A 21,578-nucleotide genomic window follows, 5' to 3' on the forward strand; every position below is an offset into this window, starting at 1 on the left:
CTCGTGCGGCTGATATTCTCCCGAGTCTTGTTTGTTTTCATATGGAAAGCAACCATCATGAGGTGCGTACCTCAGAAATCGTTTGATCTGAGGCACGTACCTCACTTACCCTTGCGTCAGATAATCGAGTCGGGAAGAGGAGCCCGGCCTTATCTCTGGGAGGATGCACCAATGACCATTCGTTACACCGCTCCGGCGGTCGCGACCGCCTTGCTGGCCGTCGCGGGCGCGGCGCAGGCCGACGATCTCACGCTCTGCTGGGCGGCCTGGGACCCGGCCAACGCGCTGATCGAGCTGTCGAAGGACTTCGAAGAGAAATCCGGCCACTCCATGTCGTTCGAATTCGTGCCCTGGCCGAACTTCGCGGACCGGATGCTGAACGAGCTGAACTCGGGCGGGCAGCTCTGCGACCTGATGATCGGTGACAGCCAGTGGATCGGCCTTGGCGCAGAGGCGGGCCATTACGTGAAGCTGAACGACTTCTTTGACGCCAATGGCATCACCATGGATGATTTCATCCCGGCGACGGTCACCGGCTATTCCGAATGGCCCAAGGGCACGCCGAACTACTGGGCGCTGCCCGCCTTCGGCGACGTGGTCGGCTGGACCTATCGCAAGGACTGGTTCGAGCGCCCCGAGCTGCAGGCCGAGTTCCAGGAGAAATACGGCCGCGAGCTGAAGGCCCCCGAGACGCTGGACGAGCTGAAGGACATCGCCGAGTTCTTCCAGAACCGCGACATCGACGGCACCACGGTCTACGGCGCGGCGATCTACACCGAGCGCGGCTCGGAAGGCATCACCATGGGCGTGACAAACGCGCTCTACAATTACGGTTTCAGCTACGGCACGCCCGAGGAACCCTACAAGCTCGAGGGGGTGGTGAACTCTCCCGAGGCCGCCAAGGGGCTCGAGTACTACAAGGCCCTCTACGACTGCTGCACCCCGCCGGGCTCGTCGGACTGGTACATGTCCGAGGACATCGACGCCTACAAGTCGGGGCAGGTGGCGCTGCAGATGAACTTCGCCTTCATCTGGCCGGGGGTCGAGGCCGATCCCAACGTCGGCGGCGGCAAGTCCGGCTATTTCCCAAACCCCGCCGGTCCGGACGGGCACTTCGCGCAGCTCGGCGGGCAGGGGATCTCGGTGGTCTCCTATTCCGACAGCCAGGACGCGGCGCTCGAGTACATCAAGTGGTTTGCCCAGCCCGAGGTCCAGTCGAAATGGTGGGAACTCGGCGGCTACTCGGCGCTGAAGGCGGTGGTCGAGGATCCCGGCTTCGCCACCAGCCAGCCCTACGCGCAGACCTTCCTCGACTCCATGGCGATCGTGAAGGACTTCTGGGCCGAGCCGTCCTACGCCTCGCTGCTGCTCTCGATGCAGGACCGCGTGCACAGCTACGTGGTCGCGGGTGAGGGCACCGCGCAGGAGGCGCTCGACAAGCTGGTCGAGGACTGGACCGAGGTCTTCGAAGACGAAGGCAAGATGTGACCACACGCCGGCCGCAACGTCCCCGGACGGGCGGTCCCCCGCGCGGAGCCCGCCGTACGGAAGGCTCCGCGCCTCCCGCCGAACGCAGCGAAGAGACCAGGCCCATGTCCCAATCCGTCATCGCGCGCGCCGCCGAAGCGACGCCGCCCGGCGTCGCACGCAGGTTTCGAGGCCTGTCCGACCGGGCCATCGCCTGGATCTTCGTCGCGCCCACGATCTTCCTGTTGCTGGCGGTGAACATCTTCCCGCTGATCTGGACGATCCGCCTGAGCTTCACCAACTTTCGCGCCAACCGCCCCAATGCCGAGGTCGAGTGGATCGGGCTGCGCAACTACGACCGCATCCTCACCGACAGCGACATATGGGAGACGATGCAGGCCACCGCGCATTTCCTGTGCTGGACCATCGTGTTGCAGGTGCTGATCGGCTTCAGTCTCGCCTGGCTGATCAACCGAAAGTTCAAGGGCAACGATCTCTGGACCACGATCATCGTGCTGCCGATGATGCTCTCGCCTGCCGTGGTCGGAAATTTCTGGACCTTCCTCTACCAGCCGCAGATCGGCCTGTTCAATTACGTGGTCGCCTTCTTCACCGGCGCGGATCCCACCAGCTTCTCGATGATCGGCAGCGTCTCGTTGGCCCCTTGGGCGATCATCATCGTCGACACATGGATGTGGACGCCCTTCGTCATGCTGATCTGCCTCGCCGGCCTGCGGTCGATCCCGGACTCGATCTACGAGGCGGCGGAATGCGACCGGGCGTCGAAGTGGCGGCAATTCTGGACCATCACCCTGCCGATGACGCTGCCCTTCCTGATGCTGGCGGTGCTGTTCCGGGGGATCGAGAACTTCAAGATGTTCGACCTGGTGGTGCAACTGACCGGCGGCGGCCCCGGCAACACCACCACGCTGACCTCCATCGACCTCAAGCGCGAGGCCTTCGAGAAGTGGCGCACGGGCTATGCCTCGGCCTATGCGATCATCCTCTTCGTCACGGTCTTCGGCCTCGCCTCGATCTACGTGAAGGCGCTGAACAAGGTGAAGGAAAGATGAGCGGCTATTCAATCACCGAACCCTCGCCGCGGCAGAAATGGGTCGCCGGCGCGCTGGTGGCACTCTACGCCATCATTACCATCCTGCCGCTGGTCTGGATCATCGCCACCGGCTTCAAGTCCTCGGCCGATGCCATCGCCTACCCGCCGAAGGTGGTCTTCGCCCCCTCGCTCGAGGGCTACGTGAACCTTTTCACCACCCAGACCCGCCAGACCGCTGAATACTTCGCGGCCAACCCGCCCGAGACCTGGTATGAGCGCATCGTGCAGTCCAAGGGGCTGACCATTGCCGGCCCGTCGCGCTTCGGCGAGCGATTCATGAACTCGGTGATCATCGGCTTCGGCTCGACTTTCCTCAGCGTCTTTCTCGGCACGCTCGCCGCCTATGCCTTCTCGCGCTTCAAGGTGCCGCTGAAGGACGACCTGATGTTCTTCATCCTCTCGACGCGAATGATGCCGCCCATTGCCGTGGCGATCCCGATCTTCCTGATGTTCCGCTCGCTCGGCCTGTCGGACACCCACGCCGGGATGATCCTGCTCTACACCGCGGTGAACCTTTCGCTCTCGGTCTGGCTGCTGAAGGGCTTCATCGACGAAATCCCGCATGAGTACGAGGAGGCGGCGCTGATCGACGGCTACACGCGCTTTCAGGCCTTCACCAAGGTCGTGCTGCCGCAGGCCGCCACGGGCATCGCCTCGACCGCGATCTTCTGCCTGATCTTTGCCTGGAACGAATACGCCTTCGCGGTGCTGCTGACCTCGGGCACGGCGCAGACCGCGCCGCCCTTCATTCCCACGATCATCGGCAACGCCGGGCAGGACTGGCCCGCGGTGGCGGCGGGGGCGACGCTTTTTCTGCTGCCGGTCATGGTCTTCACCATCCTGCTGCGCAAGCACCTGCTGCGCGGGATCACCTTCGGAGCGGTCAGGAAATGAGCATGTCCAGCCAGACCCCCGAGAGCCCCACGCCCGCCGAGAGTGTCCCCAGTGGACGCCGCATCTTCCGGCGCGGCCCCTGGGAGATGGCCGCCTCGATCCTCATCGGTATCGGCGTGGTGATGCTGATGCAGCCTTTTGTCCTCTGGGCCTACTCGTGGTCCTTTCCCGTCACGCTGATCGGCACGGTGATGTTCATCGTCGTCAGCCATTTCCCCGACTGACCCGGAGGTCCCCATGGCCCAGATCCGCATCGACAGCCTGCGCAAGGACTTCGGCGCCTTCACCGCCGTGCAATCCTCGAGCTTCACCATCGAGGACGGCGAGTTCTTCATGCTGCTCGGTCCCTCGGGCTGCGGCAAGACCACGACGCTGCGGATGATGGCAGGGCTGGAGATGCCGAGCGCCGGGCAGATCTACATCGACGGCGAGGAGGTGGGCCGCAAGCCTGCCAGCCAGCGTGACATCGCCTTCGTCTTCCAGATGTTCGCGCTCTACCCGCATATGAACGTGCGCAAGAACATCTCCTACCCGCTGATCAGCCAGGGCATGGGGCGCAAGGCGGCACGGGCCAAGGTCGAGGAGGTCTCGCGCATCCTCGGCATCGAGGACATCCTCGACAGGCCCGTCGGCGGGCTCTCGGGCGGCGACCGGCAGCGGGTGGCGCTGGGGCGAGCGATCGTGCGTGAGCCCAAGGCGTTCTTCATGGACGAGCCGCTCGGCGCGCTGGATGCCGAATTCCGCGAGCACATGGCCGAGGAGTTGCGCGCCCTGCACGACCGCATGGGGGCGACCACGGTCTATGTCACCCACGACCAGCTCGAGGCGATGCAGATGGGCGACAAGATCGTGGTGATGAACCACGGCGTGGTCGAGCAGTTCGGCGTACCCCAGGAGATCTACGACTGGCCCGCGACGCTTTTCGTTGCCAAATTCATCGGCTCGCCGCCGATGAATTTCCTGAGCTTCGAAGGCCGCGTCGCGCCGGGGGATGCCTTGGTCACGCTCGGTTCTGTCGAGATGGCCATACCGCAGCTTCGCGAGGGCTTTGCCGGGGAAATGGTGCTGGGCGTGCGCCCCGAGCATGTGCGGCTCGACGATGGTTCGGACTACCGCGCCGTGGTGCGGGCGGTGGAATACCTCGGCACCACGCAGATCATCACGCTCGAGGCCGAGCATGGCGAGGTGAAGGCGCGGATCTCCAGCCGCGATCCGGTGCGGGTGGACCAGACGACGGGGCTGGCCTTCAACGAGCGCACCCTGACCCTTTTCGATGCGGGCACGGGGCGCGCATTGCGCTCGGCGGTCAACGAGGAGGTGCTGCGCCATGGCTGAGATCACGCTGTCGAACCTCACCAAGCGCTTCGGCGACACCCTTGCGCTGGACAATGTGTCGATGACGGTGCCGAACGGCGCCTTCGTGGTGCTGCTGGGACCGACCGGCGCGGGCAAGACCACGACGCTGCGGCTGGTCTCGGGGCTGGATCAGCCCGACGCGGGCGGGGTCTCCATTGGGGGCGTCGATGTCACCCGCATGACCCCGGCGCAACGCAATGTCGCGATGGTCTTCCAGCAATACTCGCTCTACCCGCATATGACCGTCCGCGAGAACCTTGCCTTTCCGCTTAAATCGCCGCTACTGCGCTACGACGACGCGCAGATCGCCCGCAAGGTCGGGGAGGTGGCCGAGATGCTGCAGATCGCCCACAAGCTGGACAACAAGGCCACGGCACTCTCGGGCGGGGAGATGCAGCGGGTCTCGATCGGCCGGGCGCTGGTGCGCCGCCCGGAGGTTTACCTCATGGACGAGCCGCTCAGCTCGCTCGACGCCAAGCTGCGCGCCGACCTGCGGGTTGAACTGAAGAACATTCAGGCGCAGTCCGGCGTGCCCTTTCTCTACGTGACCCACGACCAGATCGAGGCGATGACCATGGCCAGCCACGTGGGCGTTCTGGACCACGGCAGGCTGGTGCAGTTCGGCACCCCGCGCGAGATCTACGAGGATCCGGTCAGCGTCTATGCCGCCAGCCGCCTCGGCCTTCCGCGCATCAATATCCTGCCCGCCGATCTCTTTGCCGGGGCCCCATCGGGGGCACGTTTCATCGGCCTGCGACCCGAGCAGATCCGTCAGGGCGACGGGGACGAGAGCCGGGTCACCCGGGTCGAGCACCTTGGCGACCAGACCCGCCTGCACCTGAAATTCCGCAACCACGACCTGATCACCGTCACCGACGCCCACAGCGGGCTGCGCTCGGGCGACATCGTGCAGATCACCCCCGACGCCCCGTTCTATTTCGACGCCTCCGGCGCGCGCGTCCACTGAGGAGACCCCCATGACCCAGTTCATCAACTTGAAGGAAGACATCGTTGCCGAGGCGGTGGATGGCGTGGTCGCGGCCTCGGGCGGGCGGCTTGCGCGGCTCGACGGCTACCCGCATATCCGCGTGGTGCTCCGCTCGGGCTGGGACAAGTCGAAGGTCGCGCTGGTCTCGGGCGGCGGCTCGGGGCACGAGCCCGCGCATGCGGGCTTCGTCGGCGAGGGGATGCTGACCGCGGCGATCTGCGGCGATGTCTTCGCCTCGCCCTCGGTCGATGCGGTGCTGGCGGGGATTCTCGCGGTGACCGGACCGGCGGGCTGCCTGCTGATCGTGAAGAACTACACCGGTGACCGGCTGAACTTCGGTCTCGCCGCCGAGCGGGCGCGGGCCTTCGGGCTGAACGTCGCCATGGTGATCGTCGACGACGACATCGCTTTGCCCAACCTGCCGCAGGCGCGCGGCGTGGCGGGCACGCTGCTGGTGCACAAGATCGCCGGGGCGCTGGCCGAGAACGGTGCGGATCTGGCGTGCGTCAGGGCGGCGGCGGAGCGGGTCATCGCGGGCACGCGCACCATCGGCATGTCGCTCGACACCTGCACCGTGCCGGGGGCGCCCAAGGAGGTGCGCATCCAGCCGGGCAAGGCCGAGCTCGGCCTCGGCATCCACGGCGAGGCGGGGGCGCAGCAGGTCGATTACATCCACGCGCGCGGCGCGATGGAGATGGTCGCTGAACGGCTCGCCGAGCACATGGATACGGGCAAGCCGCATGTGGCGCTGCTCAACAACCTCGGCGGCGCCTCGGTGCTGGAGATGCAGATCCTCGCCTACGAGCTGCGCAACTCGGCCATCGGCAAGTCGCTGCATCACGTCATCGGCCCGGCACCGATGATGACCTCTCTGGAGATGCGAGGGTTCTCGGTCTCGGTCTACCCGGCGGGCACCGAGGACCTCATGGCGCTCAAGGCACCGGTGCCGCTCTCGGCCTGGCCCGGCCTGTCCGCGCTGGGGCCGGTGGAGGTGATCGACCTGCCCGATGGGCTGCGCCCGATCCGGCCGCTGGCCTCGGACCACCCGCAGACGCGTGCCTTCCTGAAGCGCTGTTGCGAGGTCTTCATCGAGGCCGAGGACGATCTCAACGCACTCGACGCGCGGGCCGGGGATGGCGACACCGGCTCGACACTGGCCGGGGCAGCGCGGGCGCTGCTCGGCGCGATGGACCGGCTGCCGCTGGCCGATCACACCCAGCTTTACCGCGCCATCGGGCTGGAGCTGAGCCAGACCATGGGGGGCTCGTCCGGTGTGCTGCTGGCGATCTTCTTCGCCGCGGCCGGGGACGCGGCCTCGAGCGGGCAATCGCTGCGCGAGGCGCTCAACGCGGGTCTCGAGCGGATGCAGGAGATCGGCGGGGCCCGCCCCGGAGACCGCACGATGATCGACGCGCTGCAGCCAGCGCTGGAGCATCTTGCCGAGGGCATGGACAAGGCCGCGGCGGCGGCGCGGGAGGGGGCGAACCGGACAGCGCAGATGGACACCGCGCGGGCCGGGCGCTCGGCCTATATCAACGCCGACCAGCTCAAGGGGCAGGTGGATCCGGGAGCGGAGGCCGTTGCGCGTCTTTTCGAGAGGCTGTCGGCCTAAGCTGTCCGGGCGGGGCGGCGGCGCGACCTCAGACGGTCAGCCAGCGCCGCCCGGCGGCACGCCCGACCGCGCCGCAGAGCGCGATCGCCAGCCCGTACCACAGCAGGAAAAAGGCGGCGCTGTCCTCGTCGCAATGCACCGCATAGACCGCCGCCGCCGCGCCGCCGGCAAAGAGCCCGGCGAGCATGCCGCTGCGGGCGGGCCGCGGTTCGACCCGGTGCCGCATGCCGACAAACAGCGCCAGCGCGATGGGCAGCGCGAGCGCCGGGATCGACAGCAGGCAGGGCAGCAGCGTCTTGCCGAGAATGTCGCCGCCCGAGAGTGCCGAGAGGATCCATCCCGCGGCGCTGCCCGCTGCCAGCAGCCAGAGCGGCCAGAGCGGCGCCTGCGAGTCCGGATCGCTCCGCCGCAGCAGCGGCCAGGCGGCGAGCGCCACGAGAATCGGCAGGCTCTGCTTGACCAGCAGCGGCGCCATCAGCAGCACGTCGGGCCAGCCCGGGCGCATGCCCCAGAACACCAGCATCAGCACGATGGAGACCGCCACGCCGAAGGCGATGCGCCAGAGCAGGCGCGGACGCTTGGCGGGTACGTCATCGGCGGCCAGCGCGGCGATCAGCTCATCGGTGTCCATTCTTCCTCCTTCCTGGCCGCTTCGGCCAGTCGTCTCAGGGCCCTGTGAAGTGCGACGCGCAGCGCGCCGGGGCTGAGATCGAAATCCTTCGAAAGCGTCTCGGGGTCGGCGCCCCCGATCGCGTGTTCCCTTACCAGCGCGGCGTCCCGGGCCGAAAGCCGCGCCAGCGCCTGCTCGATATGCAGGCCCGCCAGCGGATCCACCGCAGGCGCATCCAGCCCCACGTGATCCTCGACCGGATCGTGCGGCGCATTCGGGGTCTTGCGCAGCGCGTCGATCGCCTTGTGCTTCACGATCACCCGCACCCAGGGCAGCAGCGGGCGCTCGGGATCCCAGCTGCCGCGCTTGAGGTGGATCGAGAGCAGCGCCTCCTGCACCACGTCCTCGGCCAGATGCGCGTGCTGCGCGGGCAGGTCGCGGCTGGCCATGGCGCGCATGCGCGGCACCAGAAGCTGCAGGCAGGCGGCATAGGCCCGGCGATCGCCCTCCAGCGCCTTGCGCATCAGCGCCTCGATGTCTTGGTCGCGTCCGGTCATCTGGGTTCGGCCATGGGTGTGGTCACGTCCACCTGCGGGGAATGTACCTGCGCATACGGGCGCGCCGGGCCCGGCGTTACAGCGGCGGGCGAATATTTCGTCTTTATCACACAAGCGCGAGCCGCGTAACAAACCCGGCCCCGCCGCCGAATACCCCGGTGCAGACGCGTTGAGCTGCTTGTCACACTGGAGAGACTGACATGACCATCCACAGCAAACACCTCGCCCTTGCCGGTGCCGTCGCCGCGGGCCTCGCGCAATTCGCCGGGGCCGCCCACGCCCAGGAGCAGGAGAAGTGCTACGGCGTCGCCATGGCCGGCGAGAACGGCTGCGCGGCGGGCCCCGGCACCACCTGTGCCGGCACTGCCTCGGTCGACTATCAGGGCAACGCCTGGACGCTAGTCCCCGCCGGCACCTGCGCCGAGATCGACCTGCCCGCCATGGCCGATGGCGCGCCGCGCATGGGCTCGCTCGAGCCGCTGATGCGCGATCTGCCGAAGGGCTGACGCCACCGCCGTTCCCGCGCGCGGCGGCTGCCTTGCCGCCGTGCGCGCCCCATCCCGCCCGCCCGAGCACCAGGAGACGCCCCATGCAGAGTAGCTCGCTCCCCAGCACCGCCGGCATCGGCTTCAAGTCGCAGCATTTCGACGATCTTGCGCATCCCGGCGCTGTCAGCTGGCTCGAGATCCACGCCGAGAACTACATGGTCGAGGGCGGCCCGCGCCTGGCGATGCTGGACGAGCTGCGGGCGCGCTTTCCGATCTCGGTGCATGGCGTGGGCCTGTCGATCGGTGGCGAGGGCCCACTTGATCCGGCGCATCTCGGTCGGCTGAAACGGCTGATCGAGCGGGTTCGCCCGGCGCAATTTTCCGAGCACCTCGCCTGGTCCACCCATGAGGGTGCCTATTTCAGCGACCTGCTGCCGCTGCCCTACACACCGGACACGCTCGAGCGCGTCGCCGCCCATGTCGACGAGGTGCAGCAGCGCCTCGGTCTGTGCATGCTGCTGGAGAACCCGTCGAGCTACCTCGTTTTCGAGGAAAGCACCCTGTCCGAGACCGAGTTTCTCGCAGAGGTGGCCCGCCGCACCGGCTGCAGGCTGCTGCTCGACATCAACAACGTGTTCATCTCGGCCAGCAATCTCGGCACCTCGGCGCAGGCCTATCTCGCCGACTACCCGGTCGACCTCGTGGGGGAGATCCACCTCGCGGGCTACGCCGAGGAGGACGACGGGCAGGGTGGCCCGCTGCTCATCGACACCCATGGCGCGCCGGTGGCCGATCCTGTCTGGGCGCTCTATGCCGATGTCATCGCCCGCATCGGGCCGCGCCCGACGTTGATCGAATGGGACAACGAGGTGCCCGATTTCCCGACCCTCGAAGCCGAGGCCGCGCGCGCCGCGCAGCTGATGGCGCGCCGGAGGGCGGCATGAGCGGGCAGGGCGCCTTTGCCGGCGCGCTCCTGACGCCCGAGGCGCCGCGCCCTGCGCATCTGAGCGATCCGTCGGGCACCCGCGCCACGCGCCGCTTCGACGTCTACCGCAACAATGTCACCGTCGCGCTGACCGAGGCGCTGGCCGCGGCCTTCCCTGTCGTCCAGCGGCTGGTGGGCGAGGCGTATTTCGCCGCCATGGCGCGCGAGTTTGCCCAGGCCCACCCGCCCCGCAGCCCGGTCATGGCCACCTACGGCGCCGACTTGCCGGACTGGATCGAGCGGTTTCCCCCGCTTGCCGCGCTGCCCTACATGCCCGAGGTCGCGCGCATCGAACAAGCGCGGCGCGAAGCCAGCCAGGCCGCCGATGCCGCGCCTCTCGACCCGCGCGCGCTGGCGGGGCTGCCGCCCGAGGCACTCGCCGCGGCGCACCTGCATCCGCATCCTGCCGTGCGCGTCCTGCGGAGCCACCACCCGGCGCTCGCCATATGGGGGCGCAACGCGGACCGCCCCGATCTGGCGCAGAGCCCGCCCGGCGAGGTGCTCGTGACCCGCCCCGGCCTCGCCGTGAAGATCTGTGCCGCCCCGACCGGCACCGCAAAGACCCTGCAGGCACTGGCGCAGGGCGCAAGCCTCGGCGCCGCCTTGCCCGCGGGGGCGGACCCTTCCGCGATCTTCGCTTGCCTCTTCGGGGCGGGCGCCTTCGCGCAGCCAGGAGACCCTGAGACATGACCGACATCCCCCATACCGCGCCTCTCGGCGCTCCACGGCTCGCCAGCATGCTCACCCGCGCCGACGCCGTGGCCAAGCGGCTCGCCGCGCCGGTGCTCGGACTTGCCGGACGGCTGGTCTTCGCCGCCACGCTCGCAGGCTTCTTCTGGTCCTCGGCGCTCACCAAGATCGACGGCTTCGGCCTTTCGCTGAACGCCTATGCGCAGGTCTTTCCCCGCGCCATGGAGGCGGTGGGCTACGATGCCAGCCAGCTTGGCGCGCTTGCCCATCTGATCGTCGCCGCCGGCACCGCCGCCGAGTTCGTGCTGCCGCTGCTGCTGATCCTCGGTCTGTTCACCCGGCTGGCGGCGCTCGGATCGATCGGGTTTCTCCTGGTCATGAGCCTCACCGACGTCATCGGCCACGGCGTCGACGCCTCGGCCATCGGCGCGCTCTTCGACCGCGCGCCGGACGCGCCGATCCTCGATCAGCGTCTGCTCTGGGGATTCCTGATGCTGGTGCTGGTCTTCACCGGGGGCGGGGCGCTGTCGCTCGACCGCTGGCTCCGGCGCCGGTTCCCGCTCGGCTGACCGGTCTCAGCCCCGCACGGCGGTCCAGCGCGCCTCGAGCTGTTCCAGAGCCGCGATCCGGTCGGCGGTCTTGGGGTGCGACAGCAGCCAGGCGGGCATATTGCGCCCGCCGCCGCCGCTCAGCTTCTCGAGCTTGGCGAACAGCGACTTCTGAGGCGCGACACCGATGCCTGCCTTGTGCAGCAGCGCCGCGGCATAGGCATCCGCCTCGTATTCGTCGCCTCGCGACAGCCGCGCCGCGAGCAGCGAGGTCAGGGCATTGGCGATGAACGGTCCGAGGCCGGGGATAAATCGGGCAAAGACCATCACCAGCGCGGTGCGGATCGCGTTCTGCCCGGAAAAGTCGATCATTCGCCGCCGCGAATGCCCCAGCGCCACGTGGCCGAGCTCGTGGGCGATGACCGAGGACAGCTCCTCGGCGCTGACCTCGCCGGACTTGTAGCGGTTGTAGAAACCCCTGGTGATGAAGATCCGCCCATCGGGCGCCGCAAGGCCGTTCACTGGCTCGATCTCGTAGATGTTCACCCGGATGCGCGGCAGGTCGAGTGCCGCCGCCATGCGGTCGGTCAGCGCCTTGAGCCTGGGATCAGCCAGCTCGGTCGAGCGCCCGTCCAGCTCACGCGCGGTGCGCCAAGCCGAGAAATGGTAGGCGACGACCGCGTAGGCGATGGCGAGAAGGATCGGGGTGAACTTCAGCATGAGGGGAATATGGGGCCACGCAGGCGGCGTGCCAAGCCTTCCATGCCCATGCCCATGCCCATACCCAAGCCGACGGCACGACCATCTCCACGCTCCGGTCTTCTTCTCTTTCCAAATACGCAAAAGAAAACGCCCGCCCCTCGCGGGGCGGGCGCCGAAGTCAGCCGGAAGCCGGGATCACTCCTCGGCGGAGCCTTCGCCGGCACCATCCTCGGCAATGTCGCCAGCGTCCTCATCGTCCTGATCGGCGATCCAGGCCACCGAGACCACGGTCTCGTCCTTGCGGGTGTTGAAGACCTTCACCCCCCCGGCGCTGCGCGAGCGGAAGGAGATGCCCTCGACCGGCACGCGGATCGACTGGCCGGTGGAGGTGGCGAGCATGATCTGGTCGCCCATCTCGACCGGGAAGGAGGCCACGATCTCGCCGCCGCGCATGGATTTCTCCCAGGCGGTGACCCCCATGCCACCACGTCCGCGGATCGGGTAGTCATGGCTCGACGAGAGCTTGCCGAGGCCGCGCGCCGTCACCGTCAGGATCAGGTTCTCGACCGCCGACATCTCGGCGTAGCGCTCGGCCGGCAGCAGGCTGTCGGCGTTGCCCTCTTCCTCGTCCGAGGCGGTGGCTTCGGCGTCATCTGCGATGCCCGCCATGGCGCGGCGCATCTTGAGGTAGGAGGCGCGCTCGTCCGAATCTGCCTCGAAGTGGCGGATCACCGACATCGACACGACCTCGTCGCCGTTCAGCAGCTTGACGCCGCGCACGCCGGTGGAATTGCGCGAGTTGAACACCCGCACGTCGGTCACCGGGAAGCGGATGGCCCGACCGGAGTCGGTGACCAGCATGACGTCGTCGTCTTCGGAGCAGATGCGGGCGTTGATCAGGCGGGTGTTCTCGTCCTCGCCCTCGAACTTCATCGCGATCTTGCCGTTGCGCATGACGTTGGTGAAGTCCGACAGGCGGTTGCGGCGCACCGAGCCCTTGGAAGTGGCGAAGACGATCTGCAAGTCGTCCCAGTCGCTCTCGTCCCGGTCCACCGGCATGATCGCCGCCACCGACACGCCCGCCGGGATCGGCAGGATGTTGACGATGGCCTTGCCCTTGGAGGTGCGGCCGCCCTGCGGCAGGCGCCAGCACTTGAGCTTGTAGGCCATACCCTCAGTGGTGAAGAACAGCAGCTGGGTGTGGGTGTTGGCCACGAAAAGCTGGGTGACCACGTCGTCCTCTTTGAGGCCGCCGCCCGACAGCCCCTTGCCGCCGCGCTTCTGGGCGCGGAAATCGGCGAGCGGCGTGCGCTTGATCCAGCCGGACTGGGTGACCGTGACCACCATGTCCTCGCGCTCGATCAGGTCCTCGTCGTCCATATCGCCGGCCCAGTCGACGATCTCGGTGCGGCGCGGCACGGCGAATTGCTCCTTCACCGCGATCATCTCGTTCGAGATGATCTCGAGGATGCGCTCGCGCGAGCCCAGAATTTCGAGGTATTCCTTGATCTTGCCGGCCAGCTCCTCAAGCTCGTCGGTGACCTCTTTGACGCCGAGCTGGGTCAGGCGCTGCAGGCGCAGCTCGAGGATCGCGCGGGCCTGCGTTTCCGACAGGTTGTAGGTCCCGTCGTCGTTCATCTTGTGGGTCGGATCGTCGATCAGCCGGATGAAGGGCGCGATCTCCTCGGCCGGCCAGCGCCGGGTCATCAGCTTCTCGCGCGCCTCGGAGGCATCGGCCGAGCTGCGGATCGTCGCCACGACTTCGTCGACGTTGGCCACCGCCACCGCAAGGCCGCAGAGCACATGGCTGCGCTCGCGCGCCTTGTTCAGCAGGTAGGCGGTACGCCGCGCGATCACGTCCTCACGGAAGTCGAGGAAGGCGGTCAGGAAGGTGCGCAGGGTCAGCTGCTCGGGCTTGCCGCCGTTCAGCGCCAGCATGTTGCAGCCGAAGCTGACCTGCATGGGCGTGAAGCGATAGAGCTGGTTGAGCACCACCTCGGCGGTGGCGTCGCGCTTCAGCTCGATCACCACGCGCACGCCCGAACGGTCGGATTCGTCCTGCACGTGGGCGATGCCCTCGATCTTCTTCTCCCGCACGCATTCGGCGATGCGCTCGATCATCGTCGCCTTGTTCACCTGATAGGGGATCTCGTCGATGACGATGGCATAGCGATCGCGCCGCAGCTCCTCGATGCGGGTCTTGGCGCGGATGATCACCGAGCCGCGGCCTTCGAGGTAGGCCTTGCGCGCGCCGGAGCGGCCGAGGATGACGCCGCCCGTCGGGAAGTCGGGGGCCGGGATATATTCGATCAGCTGCTCAGAGCTGAGGTCCGGGTTCTCGATCAGCGCCAGCGTCGCGTCGATCACCTCGCCGAGGTTGTGCGGCGGAATGCGTGTCGCCATGCCGACCGCGATGCCCTCGGCGCCGTTGACCAGCACGTTGGGATAGCGCGCCGGCAGCACCACCGGCTCGTTGCGCTCGTTGGCGTAGTTCGGCACGAAATCCACCGTGCCCTTCTCGATGTCCTCGAGCAGCGCTTCGGCGGTGCGGTCGAGCCGCGCCTCGGTGTAACGGTAGGCGGCGGGCGGATCGCCGTCCATCGAGCCGAAGTTGCCCTGACCGTCGATCAGCGGCAGCGACATCGAGAAGTCCTGCGCCATGCGGACCAGCGCGTCATAGACCGCCGAGTCGCCGTGCGGGTGGTAGCGGCCCATCACGTCGCCGACGGCGGTGGCGCACTTGCGGTAGTTCTTGGACTTGGTCTGCCCGTTCTCCCACAGCGTGTAGAGAATGCGCCGATGCACAGGTTTTAGGCCGTCGCGCAGATCGGGAATCGCGCGGCTGACGATGACGCTCATGGCGTAGTCGAGGTAGCTCGACTTCATCTCGTCGATGATCGAGATCACCGGGCCACCATGACCGCTCCGCTCGGGACGCGGAGTTTCTTCTTCGTTTTCGGGGGTTTCCGGCGTGTCGGTCACGTTGCTCGCCTGTCCGTGCTGTCTCTATATGTAGTTGGGTAAACGTATATCAGAGGCTAGGTGTTGGGCGCAATGCCAGCGCGCAGCTCATTGCTGGCAGCCGCCGTGGGTGGTGGCTAACATGCTGTTTTATTTGAAAACTAACCGCGCTTTCGGCACGCTTGCTACATGGTTGTCATGCGAGGTAAAGCGATGGACGAAACCCCCACCGAACTCATGCTCAAGGGCTACGGGCTGACCACGGCGGAATTCTTCTACCGCATGCCCGACTACCGCAACGTGTTGAACACCTTCGTCTGGCAGGAGTACGACCTCGCGCCCGACCACCCGCGGCTCTTCAAGTTCATCGAGTTCTGGCAGGACGAGATCGAGGGGCCGCTGCACTCGGTGCGCTTCACCCATCGAAAGATGATCTCGGCGGGGGAGTGGCGGCAGGTGGTGGGCGAGTTCCGCTACCATTGAGGTCGCGCGCAGGGCGTCAACTCGGCATGCGTATTTGGAAAGAGAAGAAGCGAAAAAGAAGAAGGGCCGCGCCGGGTTGCGGGGCCCTTCTTCTCTTTGAAAATACGCCGGGGGTGAGCCGCGCAGCGGCGAGGGGGCCGCGCCCCCTCATGCGCGGGTCTCGGATCAGGGAATGATCCGGGTGTATTTCACGCCCTCCAGCGTCGCGCCCATGTGCAGGCCCGACTTTCCGAAGATCACCGCGATGATCGGGGCCAGCGAGGTGGTGGTCTCCGCTGCCAGCGTCTCGCCGCCTTCCGGGATCGCGTATTCGATGTTGGCGCCGGCGGCCCAGCCCGGCGAGCGGCGGAAGTTGCCGAGCGCGTCCTGGGTCATGAAGAACAGCACGTGGGCGTATTGCTGCGCGCCGATCTGCAGCCCGCCCGAGCCCTTGAACACCGAGTAGTAGTCGACCGTGGCATTGTTCACCCGCAGCGCGCCGCGGCCGTAGCCGCCGCCGAAGCCGAGGCCGGCCTCGGTGATCAGCGGCATGACCAGCATGCCGGCGGACTTCGCGGCGAGATCCCGGGTGCCCGGGTACTGCGCGTACATCTGGTTCACGGTGGCGTTCACCCGCGCGTCGATGGTCTGCGCGCCGCTGCTGCCGACGCCGTTGCCGCAGGCGGCCAGGGCGCCCGTCGCGCCAACCGCGCCAAGGGTCAGGAGGAGTCCCCGTCGATTGTAGGTCATTCTGCTCAATCCTCGTCGATGGCCGGCCGTTTCGGGCCGGTGCAAGCCTCTTTCCCGGCTGTTCCGCCGGTTGTCCGCAGGCACTATAGGCAGGCCGACCCGCGCTGTCACTAGATCATGCGCGGGCCGCAGCGGCAGCTGCTAGCCATTGAGAAGACGCGCGGCCGCGGGCGCGAAATAGGTCAGCACCCCGTCGCAGCCCGCGCGCTTGAAGGCGGTGAGGCTTTCCAGCATGACCTTGTCGCGGTCGAGCCAGCCGTTGTCGAAGGCGCCGGCCAGCATCGCGTATTCGCCGGATACCTGATAGGCGAAGGTCGGCGCGCCGAACATCTCCTTGGCGCGGCGGCAGATGTCGAGATAGGGCATGCCGGGTTTGACCATGATCATATCGGCGCCCTCCTGCAGGTCGCGCTCGATCAGCCGCATGGCCTCGTCGGAATTGCCCGGCTGCATCTGGTAGGTCTGCTTGTCGCCCTTCAGCGCGCCGCTGGCGCCGACCGCGTCGCGGAAGGGGCCGTAGAAGCCGCTGGCGTATTTCGCCGCGTAGCTGAGCAGCAGCACGTTGTGAAAGCCCTCTGCCTCCAGCGCCGCGCGCATGGCGCCGATGCGCCCGTCCATCATGTCCGACGGGCCGATGATGTCCGCACCCGCGCGGGCCTGGCTCAGCGCCTGCTTGACCAGCGCCTCGACGGTGCGGTCGTTGACGATCTCGCCATTCTCGATGAACCCGTCATGGCCGGTGATGTTGTAGGGATCGAGCGCAACGTCGGTCATCACCGCGATGTCGGGCACCGCCTCCTTGATGGCGCGGGTGGCGCGGTTGCTGAGGTTCTCGGGATTCCAGGCCTCGGCACAATCCTCGGTCTTCAGTGACGGGTCGGTATAAGGAAACAGGCAGATCGCCGGGATGCCGAGCGCATGCGCCTCGCGCGCGGCCTCGACCACCTTGTCCACCGACAGCCGGTTCACCCCGGGCATCGAGGCGATGGGCTCGACCACTCCCTCTCCGTCGCGCACGAAGACCGGCCAGATGAAATCGCCCGGCGTCAGCAGCGTCTGCTGGGTCAGCGCGCGGATCGCGGGGGATTTGCGCAGCCGGCGCAGACGTGTGGCAGGAAAGGCGGCAATCACGGGTTTCATCGGGCGTGTCCTTCGTATCCCTTGTAAAGGTACCCCTTGGGTGGCATGGAAAGACGCCTGTCACAAGGCCCGCCGGAGGCGCTGCCGCCGGGGTGCCGGAGATGTGTCCGGCGCATCGCCGCAGGGACGAGGGGTCGGGCAGGGCCGGGAGTGAGGGGTCGCCGAGGCCCCGCAGGAAAGAGTTGGAACGCCGTGGACTGGACCGGGCTCGTCTTCGAAACAATCGACATGCGGTCGTTCTCGAACCTGTGGTTCTGGATCGTCCTCGCCGTGTTCTGGTCGACCACCAGCCACTGGGTCCTGGGCGTGCCTTTCGACATGGTGGGCCGCGCGCGCAAGCAGGGCGGTCAGGCGGCGCAGGACCTCGAGGACATGGTGCGCATCCAGGTGAACCGGCGGCTCTTCATCGTCGAGCAGGCCGGGCTCTGGCTCGTGGCACTTGTGGCGGCCGTGCTGGCGATGCTCGCCAGCCTCGGGTTCTGGTACGACATCGAGCTGGCGCAGGCGCTCTTCCTGCTGGGCTTTCCCATGTCGCTCGTGGGGCTGTTGAGCATTGCCACCGCCGAGCGCATCCGCGAGCGCGGGCTGTCCGGCGAGACGCTCTGGCGCAAGCTCACGGTGCATCGTTTCTGGGTGCAGGTGATCGGCATGGTCTCGATCTTCGTCACCGCGCTCTGGGGCATGTACCAGAACCTCGCGCACGGCGTTCTCGGTTGACGAAGTCCCGGCGGCAAGCCATTTGATCGGCATGTCCCAGTCGCTTACCAGAACAGCCCGTATTTCCATGGGCGGCGCGCCCGAGGGGTTCGACGCCAGGCTCCTGCTCGCCGAGGTCGAAAAGACCAGCGGGCCGGTGATTCATATCGCCCGTGACGACAAGCGGCTTGCCGCGCTGCGCGAGGCTCTGGCCTTTTTCGATCCCGGCATGCCGGTGGTCACCTTCCCGGGCTGGGACTGCCTGCCTTACGACCGGGTCTCGCCCAACCCCGACATCTCGGCCACGCGTATGTCGACGCTTGCGGGGCTCGTGCATGGCATGCCGCAGCGCTTCGTGCTGCTCACCACGCTTTCGGCCGCCATGCAGCGCATCCCCGCGCGCGAGGTGCTGCGCGAGGCGGCCTTTGCCGCGCGTGTCGGCGATCGGGTTGACGAGGCGGCGTTGCGCAATTTCCTCGTGCGCATGGGCTTTTCCAACGCCCCCACCGTACACGAGCCCGGCGACTACGCGATCCGCGGCGGCATCATCGACATCTTCCCGCCGGGCGAGGGCGGGCCGGTGCGGCTCGACCTCTTCGGCGACGTGCTCGACGGGGCGCGGCGCTTCGATGCGGTGTCGCAGCGCACCACGGAAAAGCTCGAGGTGGTCGAACTGGCCCCGGTCTCGGAGGTGATCCTAGACGAGGCGGCGATCACCCGCTTCCGGCAGAATTACCGCATCGAGTTCGGCACGGCGGGCTCGGACGATCCGCTCTACGAGGCGGTCAGCGCGGGCCGCAAGACGCAGGGCATGGAGCACTGGCTGCCGTTCTTCCACGAGAAGCTCGAGACGCTCTTCGACTACATGCCCGGCGCGCCGGTGCTGCTGGACGACCAGATCACCCCGGCGCGGATCGCCCGCTGGGAGAGCATCGAGGACCAGTACCAGACCCGCCGCCACGCGATGACCCAGAAGGGACGGCTCGACTCGGTCTACAAACCGGTGCCGCCGAAGCTGCTGTATCTCGACGAGACGCATTGGGACGAGGCCGTGGGCACCCGCCGCGTCGTGCAGTTCTCGCCGTTGCCGCAGGCCAGCGGGCCGGGCGTGGTGGACGCGGGCGGACGCATCGGGCGCAGCTTCGCGCCGGAGCGCCAGCAGGAGAACATCAGCCTCTTCGCCGCGCTTGCCGACCACGTGAAGAAGCAGATGGCCGAGGGGCCGGTGCTGATCGCCTCCTGGTCGGAGGGTGCGCGCGAGCGCCTCACCGGCCTCATTGAGGACGAGGGGCTGGCCGAGGCGATCCCGGTCATGGACGGCACGCGCATCGGCAAGCGTGGGCTGCATCTGGCGGTCTGGGGGCTGGAGCAGGGTTTTGTCGCGCCATGGGGCGATCCGAAGTCCGGGCAGAAGATCACCGTGATCTCCGAGCAGGACGTGCTGGGCGACCGGCTGATCCGCGCCCCGAAGAAGCGCCGCAAGGCTGAGAATTTCCTCACCGAGGCGCAGTCGCTCTCGCCGGGTGATCTGGTGGTGCACGTGGATTTCGGCATCGGCCGCTACCAGGGGCTTGAGGTGATCACCGCCGCTGGCGCGGCGCATGAATGCCTGCTGTTGGAATATGCCGAGAGCGCGCGGCTCTACCTGCCGGTGGAGAACATCGAGCTGCTGTCGCGCTACGGCCATGACGAGGGGCTGCTCGACAAGCTCGGCGGCGGTGCTTGGCAGGCCAAGAAGGCACGGCTCAAGGAGCGCATCCGCGAGATGGCGGACAAGCTCATCCGCGTCGCGGCCGAGCGCGCGCTGCGCAAGGCGCCGATCATCGACCCGCCGCCGGGGGCCTGGGAGAGTTTCTGCGCACGCTTCCCCTACACCGAGACCGACGACCAGCTCAGCGCCATCGAGGACGTGCTCGGCGACATGACCAGCGGCCAGCCGATGGACCGGCTGATCTGCGGCGACGTCGGCTTCGGCAAGACCGAGGTGGCGATGCGTGCCGCCTTCGTCGCCGCCATGTCCGGGGTGCAGGTGGCAGTGATCGCCCCGACCACGCTGCTCGCCCGCCAGCACTACAAGAGCTTCGCCGAGCGGTTCCGCGGCTTCCCGCTGAACGTCGCGCCGCTGTCGCGCTTCGTCTCCTCGGGCGATGCCGCCAAGACCCGCGACGGCATCTCCAAGGGCACGGTGGACATCGCCGTCGGCACCCATGCGCTGCTCGCCAAGGGCATACGCTTCAACAACCTTGGCCTATTGATCATCGACGAGGAGCAGCACTTCGGGGTGGGGCACAAGGAACGGCTGAAGCAGCTGCGCTCGGACATCCACGTGCTGACGCTGACCGCGACGCCGATCCCGCGGACCCTGCAATTGTCGCTGTCCGGCGTGCGGGACCTGTCGATCATCGGCACGCCCCCCGTGGACCGCCTGTCGATCCGTACTTACGTTTCGGAGTTCGACGCGATCACCGTCCGCGAGGCGCTCTTGCGCGAGCACTACCGCGGCGGCCAGAGCTTCTATGTGGTGCCGCGCCTGTCGGACCTGCCCGAGATCGAGCAGTTCCTGCGCGAGCAGGTGCCCGAGGTCTCCTTCGTGGTGGCGCATGGCCAGATGGCGGCGGGCGAGCTCGACGACCGGATGAACGCCTTCTACGACGGCAAGTACGACGTGCTGCTGGCGACCACCATCGTCGAGTCCGGCCTCGACATCCCCACCGCCAACACGATGATCGTGCATCGTGCCGACATGTTCGGCCTTGCCCAGCTCTACCAGATCCGCGGCAGGGTCGGGCGTTCGAAAACCCGCGCCTACGCCTATCTCACCACCAAGCCGCGCACCAAGCTGACCGACACCGCCGAGAAGCGGTTGCGGGTGCTGGGTTCGCTCGACACGCTGGGGGCGGGCTTCACGCTGGCCTCGCAGGACCTCGACATTCGCGGCGCCGGCAACCTGCTGGGCGAGGAACAGTCCGGCCAGATGCGCGACGTGGGCTACGAACTTTATCAGTCGATGCTCGAGGAGGCGATCGCCAAGATCAAGTCGGGCGAGCTGGAAGGGCTGACCGACGACGACGGCCAATGGGCGCCGCAAATCAACCTTGGTGTGCCGGTGCTGATCCCCGAGGACTACGTGCCCGACCTCGACGTGCGTCTCGGCCTCTATCGCAGGCTCTCGGATCTGACCACCAAGGTCGAGCTCGAGGGCTTCGCCGCCGAGCTGATTGACCGCTTCGGCAAGTTGCCGAAGGAGGTCAACACGTTGATGCTGGTGGTGCGGATCAAGGCCATGTGCAAGCGCGCCGGGATCGCCAAGCTCGACGGCGGGCCGAAGGGCGCGACGGTGCAGTTCCACAACGATAAATTCGCCAAGCCCGAGGGGCTGGTGCAATTCATCCAGGACCAGAACGGGTTGGCGAAGATCAAGGACAACAAGATCGTCATTCGCCGTGACTGGAGCAGCGACGCCGACAAGATCAAGGGGGCCTTCGCGATCGCTCGCGACCTCGCCGAGAAGGCGGGCACGGTCAAGCCGCGCAAACCGAAGGGCTGACGCGGCTGCCG

Annotated in this window: 20 protein-coding genes; 14 read left to right on the forward strand and 6 right to left on the reverse strand. The window is 67.3% G+C overall.

Annotated features, from left to right (window positions below):
• Positions 1-171 precede the first annotated feature (171 nt).
• The 7 genes from BM397_RS21735 (at position 172) to BM397_RS21765 (ending at position 7,431) form a co-directional block, all read left to right on the forward strand.
• Positions 172-1,488, forward strand: a complete 1,317-nt coding sequence (locus BM397_RS21735; protein ID WP_092428464.1) for an ABC transporter substrate-binding protein — start codon at positions 172-174, stop codon at positions 1,486-1,488.
• Positions 1,489-1,592: 104 nt separating this feature from the next.
• Positions 1,593-2,540, forward strand: a complete 948-nt coding sequence (locus BM397_RS21740) for a carbohydrate ABC transporter permease (RefSeq protein ID WP_092428466.1) — start codon at positions 1,593-1,595, stop codon at positions 2,538-2,540.
• Complete coding sequence (locus tag BM397_RS21745) at positions 2,537-3,475, forward strand: carbohydrate ABC transporter permease (RefSeq protein ID WP_092428468.1); 939 nt, start codon at positions 2,537-2,539, stop codon at positions 3,473-3,475. Before BM397_RS21740 ends, BM397_RS21745 begins: the two co-directional genes overlap by 4 nt.
• A 2-nt stretch (positions 3,476-3,477) precedes the next feature.
• Complete coding sequence (locus BM397_RS21750) at positions 3,478-3,699, forward strand: hypothetical protein (RefSeq protein ID WP_092428470.1); 222 nt, start codon at positions 3,478-3,480, stop codon at positions 3,697-3,699.
• 13 nt (positions 3,700-3,712) lie between these two features.
• Positions 3,713-4,810, forward strand: coding sequence for an ABC transporter ATP-binding protein (locus BM397_RS21755; protein ID WP_092428472.1), 1,098 nt, complete (start codon positions 3,713-3,715; stop codon positions 4,808-4,810).
• Positions 4,803-5,798, forward strand: coding sequence for an ABC transporter ATP-binding protein (locus BM397_RS21760; protein ID WP_092428474.1), 996 nt, complete (start codon positions 4,803-4,805; stop codon positions 5,796-5,798). The genes BM397_RS21755 and BM397_RS21760 overlap by 8 nt, the downstream gene beginning before the upstream one ends.
• 10 nt (positions 5,799-5,808) lie before the next feature.
• A complete protein-coding gene (locus BM397_RS21765) occupies positions 5,809-7,431 on the forward strand; it encodes a dihydroxyacetone kinase subunit DhaK (protein WP_092428476.1) in 1,623 nt (540 codons plus the stop codon).
• 28 nt (positions 7,432-7,459) lie between these two features.
• On the opposite strand, the gene BM397_RS21770 is transcribed toward BM397_RS21765, so the two are convergent.
• Together BM397_RS21770 and BM397_RS21775 are read right to left on the reverse strand one after the other, a co-directional pair.
• Positions 7,460-8,062: an NrsF family protein gene (locus tag BM397_RS21770; RefSeq protein ID WP_092428478.1), complete on the reverse strand. Its 603-nt coding sequence runs from the start codon at positions 8,060-8,062 to the stop codon at positions 7,460-7,462.
• Entirely contained in the window at positions 8,044-8,598 is a 555-nt protein-coding gene (locus BM397_RS21775; protein ID WP_092428480.1) for a sigma-70 family RNA polymerase sigma factor, read from the reverse strand. Before BM397_RS21775 ends, BM397_RS21770 begins: the two co-directional genes overlap by 19 nt.
• Before the next feature lie 200 nt (positions 8,599-8,798).
• On the opposite strand from BM397_RS21775, the gene BM397_RS21780 reads away from it, so the two are divergent.
• From BM397_RS21780 to BM397_RS21795, 4 genes are all read left to right on the forward strand, one after another.
• Positions 8,799-9,104 (forward strand): BufA1 family periplasmic bufferin-type metallophore, encoded by a 306-nt coding sequence (locus BM397_RS21780; RefSeq protein WP_092428482.1) that lies wholly within the window; start codon positions 8,799-8,801, stop codon positions 9,102-9,104.
• Between the two features lie 83 nt (positions 9,105-9,187).
• Positions 9,188-10,030: an MNIO family bufferin maturase gene (bufB, locus tag BM397_RS21785; RefSeq protein ID WP_092428484.1), complete on the forward strand. Its 843-nt coding sequence runs from the start codon at positions 9,188-9,190 to the stop codon at positions 10,028-10,030.
• Positions 10,027-10,761, forward strand: coding sequence for an HvfC/BufC N-terminal domain-containing protein (locus BM397_RS21790; protein WP_176806780.1), 735 nt, complete (start codon positions 10,027-10,029; stop codon positions 10,759-10,761). The genes bufB and BM397_RS21790 overlap by 4 nt, the downstream gene beginning before the upstream one ends.
• Positions 10,762-10,808: 47 nt before the next feature.
• Entirely contained in the window at positions 10,809-11,330 is a 522-nt protein-coding gene (locus BM397_RS21795) for a DoxX family membrane protein (protein WP_176806796.1), read from the forward strand.
• 6 nt (positions 11,331-11,336) lie between these two features.
• Here the strand turns inward: BM397_RS21795 and BM397_RS21800 are convergent, their stop codons facing one another.
• Entirely contained in the window at positions 11,337-12,029 is a 693-nt protein-coding gene (locus tag BM397_RS21800; protein WP_092428490.1) for a M48 family metalloprotease, read from the reverse strand.
• A 177-nt stretch (positions 12,030-12,206) separates the two neighbouring features.
• Positions 12,207-14,993 carry a DNA gyrase subunit A gene (gyrA, locus tag BM397_RS21805; RefSeq protein WP_092428492.1) on the reverse strand — a complete coding sequence of 929 codons (2,787 nt, stop codon included), beginning with the start codon at positions 14,991-14,993 and terminating at the stop codon, positions 12,207-12,209.
• Between the two features lie 192 nt (positions 14,994-15,185).
• Here gyrA and BM397_RS21810 point away from each other — a divergent pair, with 192 nt between their 5' ends.
• Entirely contained in the window at positions 15,186-15,455 is a 270-nt protein-coding gene (locus BM397_RS21810) for an usg protein (RefSeq protein ID WP_092428494.1), read from the forward strand.
• 165 nt (positions 15,456-15,620) lie between these two features.
• Here the strand turns inward: BM397_RS21810 and BM397_RS21815 are convergent, their stop codons facing one another.
• Together BM397_RS21815 and hemB are read right to left on the reverse strand one after the other, a co-directional pair.
• Entirely contained in the window at positions 15,621-16,184 is a 564-nt protein-coding gene (locus BM397_RS21815; RefSeq protein ID WP_176806781.1) for a lipid-binding SYLF domain-containing protein, read from the reverse strand.
• Between the two features lie 141 nt (positions 16,185-16,325).
• Positions 16,326-17,324 (reverse strand): porphobilinogen synthase, encoded by a 999-nt coding sequence (gene hemB, locus BM397_RS21820; protein ID WP_092428498.1) that lies wholly within the window; start codon positions 17,322-17,324, stop codon positions 16,326-16,328.
• 192 nt (positions 17,325-17,516) lie between these two features.
• Here hemB and BM397_RS21825 point away from each other — a divergent pair, with 192 nt between their 5' ends.
• Together BM397_RS21825 and mfd are read left to right on the forward strand one after the other, a co-directional pair.
• A complete protein-coding gene (locus tag BM397_RS21825) occupies positions 17,517-18,041 on the forward strand; it encodes a component of SufBCD complex (RefSeq protein WP_176806782.1) in 525 nt (174 codons plus the stop codon).
• A 31-nt stretch (positions 18,042-18,072) separates the two neighbouring features.
• Entirely contained in the window at positions 18,073-21,567 is a 3,495-nt protein-coding gene (mfd, locus tag BM397_RS21830) for a transcription-repair coupling factor (RefSeq protein ID WP_092428789.1), read from the forward strand.
• Positions 21,568-21,578: the final 11 nt, after the last annotated feature.

The organism is Alloyangia pacifica (assembly GCF_900116195.1).
GTDB lineage: Bacteria > Pseudomonadota > Alphaproteobacteria > Rhodobacterales > Rhodobacteraceae > Salipiger > Salipiger pacificus.